Annotated in this window: 4 protein-coding genes; all 4 read left to right on the top strand. The window is 70.2% G+C overall.

Annotation, left to right across the window (positions count from 1 at the left end; all coding sequences use genetic code 11):
• The first annotated feature begins 41 nt into the window (after positions 1-41).
• The 4 genes from M3C17_RS18745 (at position 42) to M3C17_RS18730 (ending at position 4,301) form a co-directional block, all read left to right on the top strand.
• The gene (locus M3C17_RS18745) at positions 42-554 is read left to right on the top strand and encodes a DUF3817 domain-containing protein (protein ID WP_259979563.1); all 513 of its coding nucleotides are present in this window, start codon (positions 42-44) and stop codon (positions 552-554) included.
• Complete coding sequence (guaA, locus tag M3C17_RS18740) at positions 551-2,137, top strand: glutamine-hydrolyzing GMP synthase (RefSeq protein WP_259979562.1); 1,587 nt, start codon at positions 551-553, stop codon at positions 2,135-2,137. The genes M3C17_RS18745 and guaA overlap by 4 nt, the downstream gene beginning before the upstream one ends.
• An 84-nt stretch (positions 2,138-2,221) precedes the next feature.
• Positions 2,222-3,610 (top strand): glycosyltransferase, encoded by a 1,389-nt coding sequence (locus M3C17_RS18735; protein ID WP_259979561.1) that lies wholly within the window; start codon positions 2,222-2,224, stop codon positions 3,608-3,610.
• 262 nt (positions 3,611-3,872) lie between these two features.
• Entirely contained in the window at positions 3,873-4,301 is a 429-nt protein-coding gene (locus tag M3C17_RS18730) for a YciI family protein (RefSeq protein WP_259979560.1), read from the top strand.
• Positions 4,302-4,335: the final 34 nt, after the last annotated feature.

Genomic DNA, 4,335 nt, shown 5'->3' with positions numbered 1-4,335 from the left:
TCAGGGTCGGGGCATCGCGCACCGCCGACTAGACTGGGGGCATGCCCGAACCGAAAGTCGCCAGCTTTCCGGCGATCCGCGGTGCGCTGAAGTTCTACCAGATCGCGTCGATCATCACGGGAGTCATGCTGCTCCTGCTGCTGAGCGAGATGGTGCTGAAGTACACGCCGATCCACCTCGAGCTCTTCGCGGGAGGCTCGGGCGGTCCGCTGTGGTTCGCGGGGGTCATCGCGGGGCCGGACTGCCAATGGTGGTCGCTGTTCGCACCGTGGACCAACTCGTGCGAGATGACCTCGCTGGGAGACGGCTTCAACATCTCGCTGTTCATCCTGGTCGCGCACGGCTGGTTCTACGTCGTCTACCTGTTCGCGTGCTTCCGCATGTGGAGTCTCATGCGCTGGCCGTTCCCGCGCTTCATCCTGCTCGCCCTCGGTGGCGTCATCCCGCTGCTCTCCTTCTTCATGGAGGCCGTCGTGGCCCGTGAAGTGAAGTCCTATCTCGCCACCCGCGAGGCCGCCGAGGCCTCCGCGACCGCCCCGGAAGGTGTCCGTTGACCGAACAGTCCGAGACCCAGCAGCGTCCTGCGCTCGTCGTCGACTTCGGCGCGCAGTACGCGCAGCTGATCGCCCGCCGCGTGCGTGAGGCCGGCGTCTACAGCGAGATCGTGCCGCACACGGCCACCGCGGCGGAGATCGCGGCGAAGAACCCGGTGGCGATCATCCTGTCCGGCGGGCCCTCGTCCGTGTACGAGGAGGGCGCCCCCAAGCTCGACCCCGCGGTGTTCGACCTCGACGTCCCGACCCTCGGCATCTGCTACGGCTTCCAGTACATGGCGCAGACCCTCGGTGGCGAGGTCGCCCACACGGGGCTGCGCGAGTACGGCGCGACCGACGCCGTGATCTCCGGCGACGGAGGCACCCTGCTGAGCGGGCAGCCCGCGGAACAGAACGTGTGGATGAGCCACGGCGACCAGGTCGCGAAGGCTCCGGAGGGCTTCGAGGTCCTCGCCACGACCGAGGCCACCAAGGTCGCGGCGTTCGCGAACGAGGAGCGCCGGTTCTACGGCGTGCAGTGGCACCCCGAGGTCAAGCACTCGGACCACGGTCAGCGCGTGCTCGAGAACTTCCTGCACAAGGGCGCGGGGCTGGCATCCGACTGGAACCCCGACAACGTGATCGCGGAGCAGGTCGAGCGCATCCGCGAGCAGGTCGGCGACGCCCGGGTCATCTCGGCGCTGTCCGGTGGTGTCGACTCCGCCGTCTCGACCGCGCTCGTGCACAAGGCCATCGGCGACCAGCTCACGGCCGTGTTCGTCGACCACGGGCTGCTCCGCAAGGGGGAGCGGGAGCAGGTCGAGAAGGATTACGTGGAGTCCACGGGTGTGCGTCTCATCACGGTCGACGCCGCGGAGACGTTCCTGGGTCACCTGAAGGGTGTGACCGACCCGGAGGAGAAGCGCAAGATCATCGGCCGCGAGTTCATCCGCGCGTTCGAGAAGGTGCAGCTCGACCTGGTCGAGGAAGCCAAGGCCGACGGCGGCGCGCCCGTGAAGTTCCTCGTGCAGGGCACGCTCTACCCCGACGTGGTGGAGTCGGGCGGCGGGGCGGGCACCGCGAACATCAAGTCGCACCACAACGTGGGCGGCCTGCCCGACGACCTCGACTTCGAGCTGATCGAGCCGCTGCGGGCGCTGTTCAAGGATGAGGTCCGTGCGATCGGCCGCGAGCTGGGCATCCCCGAGGCGATCGTGGGGCGCCAGCCGTTCCCCGGGCCGGGCCTCGGCATCCGGATCATCGGCGAGGTCACGGCCGAGCGCCTGGAGATCCTGCGCGAGGCCGATGCGATCGCCCGTGAGGAGCTGACCAAGGCCGGGCTCGACCAGGAGATCTGGCAGTGCCCCGTGGTGCTGCTCGCCGACGTGCGCTCGGTGGGCGTGCAGGGCGACGGCCGCACGTACGGCCACCCGATCGTGCTGCGCCCCGTGTCGAGCGAAGACGCGATGACGGCCGACTGGACGCGCCTGCCGTACGACGTGCTGTCGAAGATCTCCAACCGCATCACCAACGGCGTCCGCGACGTCAACCGGGTCGTGCTCGACGTCACGTCGAAGCCGCCGGGGACCATCGAGTGGGAGTGACGGGAGCCGAGTGATCGGCTCTCGCGTGCGCCGCGGCTCTCGTGCCGCGCGCGATCGTGCCGGCGACGGAGGAGGGGCGAGGCGATGACCGAGGAACCCCTGCCCGTGCTGCCGGATGCCGACTACGTGGTGCTGTCCAGCCGGCTGATCCCCGGCCTGGACGGCGGGTACACGATCGCGACCCTGACTCGGGCGCGGCTCCTGGCCTCCGCGGGCGTGGGAGGCGGACGGGGGCCGGAGCTGCTGACCTTCGACCCGGGCACGGCCGTCGACCACGCGGAGCATCGGCGGGTGTTCGCAGAACGCGGGGCGCTCGTCGAGCCCGCGCAGCTGCGGAACCTGTTCGACGAGGCCGTGGCCCCGGAGGGCGGTGCGGCGGCGTGGTTGCGTGCGGCCGCTGATGGCGCGGTGACGCCGGATCCGGACGTCGAGTACCGGGTGCTGACCGACACCGCGGGAAGGCCGTTCATCGCACTGCCGGTGATCCCCGGCAACCCCGACTGGCACCTGACGCCCGAGCCGGTGCTGGTGTACGACGCGGAGGGCGAGGTCGCGGGGGCACTGCACGGTTTCCGCGGGCTGTACCGCGCCTGGCTCGACACCGTGGCCGCCGCGCGGGACGACCGTCCGCTCGTGGTGATCTGCGAGTCCCGGCAGTTGGGCGAGCTCATCGCCGACTGGAGCGATCCGCGTGTGCGCATCGTCCACACGATCCACACGATGCACGTCGAACAGCCGTACACCCCGGACGCCGCGATGAACACGCTGTGGACGCGCTGGTTCCGGGTCGCCGATCGCTTCGACGCGGTGGTGTGGCCGACGCGCACCCAGCGCGACGACGTGGTGGCGCGCTTCGGCGATGCCGCGAATCACGTGGTGGTGCCCAATCCCGTCGCTCCCGTCGAGCGTCGCGAGGAGCGTCGGGAGGACAGGCTCGTGGTCGTGCTGGGCCGCCTCGCGGCAGGCAAGCGCATCGACCACGCCGTCCGTGCCTTCGTGGCTGCCGGTGTGCCGGACGCCCGGATGGAGATCTGGGGCGGCGGCCCCGAGGAGGCGCGGCTGCGCGCCCTGATCGCCGACCTCGACGCGGAAGACCGTGTGGTGCTGGCCGGGTACACCGACGACCCCGCGACCGTGCTCGACCGGGCGTCGCTGCTCGTGACTTCCACCGCGTTCGAGGGGCAGCCGCTCGGGATCGTGGAGGCGCTGCTGCACGCGACCCCCGTGCTGTCGTACGACGTGCGCTACGGCATCCGCGACGTGCTCGGGGAGGGCGGCGGCGTGCTGGTGCCCGGAGGCGACGAGGCCGCGCTGGGCGAGGCCATCCGGGAGCTGCTGACCGACGAGGAGCGTCTGGCCGCGCTGCGCGCCGAAGCGCCCGCGGTGGCCGCCGCATGGAGCCCTGAGCGCTCCCTGGCCGCGCTGACCGCGGTGATCGCCGACGTCGTCGCCCGCCCCGCGCGCCGCCGCTGATCAGCGCCCCCGGTCCCGCGGCAGGCCGGCTGACCGAGGTCGGACGAACACAACTCCTCAAGAACCACCATCCCGGAAGCGTGATCCGCGTGATCCTGTCGCGCCTCGCTCACCCGCCGATCGATTCTGAGGAGTTGTGTGCGCGAACCATCCCACACGAAGGTCTCCGAGAAAGTTCTGACCGGATGTCGATCCGCGCCGTTCCCGTTCGACGTCTGAAGTGAGAGGGTCGAGAGACGGCCCTTCGGACAAGGAGAACATCATGAAGTTCATGCTCATCATGCGCGCGACCGACGACGCTGTGGCGGCGTACGAGCAGATGCCCTTCGAACAGGTCATCGAAGCCATGGGCAGGTACAACGAGTCGATGATGAAGGCCGGCGTGCTGGTCGCGGGCGAGGGCCTGACCGATGCCGCTGAGGGTTTCGTGGTCGACTTCAGCGCGGACAAGCCGCTGGTCACCGACGGCCCCTACGGCGAGACGAAGGAGCTGTTCAACGGCTTCTGGATCATCGAGGTCTCCTCGCGCGAGGAGGCGGCGGAGTGGGCGAGCCGGGCGCCGCTCGGGCCGGGGTCGTTCCTCGAGGTGCGCCGGGTGACGGGCGTGGAGGACTTCCCCGCCGACAACGAGTGGATCGAGAAGGAAGCCGGCTGGCGCGAGGAGCAGGCGCAGCGCGCCCAGCAGCAGTGACGGCGATGGACGCGACCTCGCGTGACGCGACGGC

It is taken from the genome of Microbacterium sp. p3-SID336, from assembly GCF_025143365.1.
GTDB lineage: Bacteria > Actinomycetota > Actinomycetes > Actinomycetales > Microbacteriaceae > Microbacterium.
This window is presented reverse-complemented; position numbering and strand designations above follow the sequence as displayed.

Bases quoted from the DNA above. Each gene is read 5' to 3' on its own strand.
- M3C17_RS18735 (WP_259979561.1), top strand. From the start codon at position 2,222: ATGACCGAGGAACCCCTGCCCGTGCTGCCGGATGCCGACTACGTGGTG.
- M3C17_RS18730 (WP_259979560.1), top strand. From the start codon at position 3,873: ATGAAGTTCATGCTCATCATGCGCGCGACCGACGACGCTGTGGCGGCG.
- M3C17_RS18745 (WP_259979563.1), top strand. From the start codon at position 42: ATGCCCGAACCGAAAGTCGCCAGCTTTCCGGCGATCCGCGGTGCGCTG.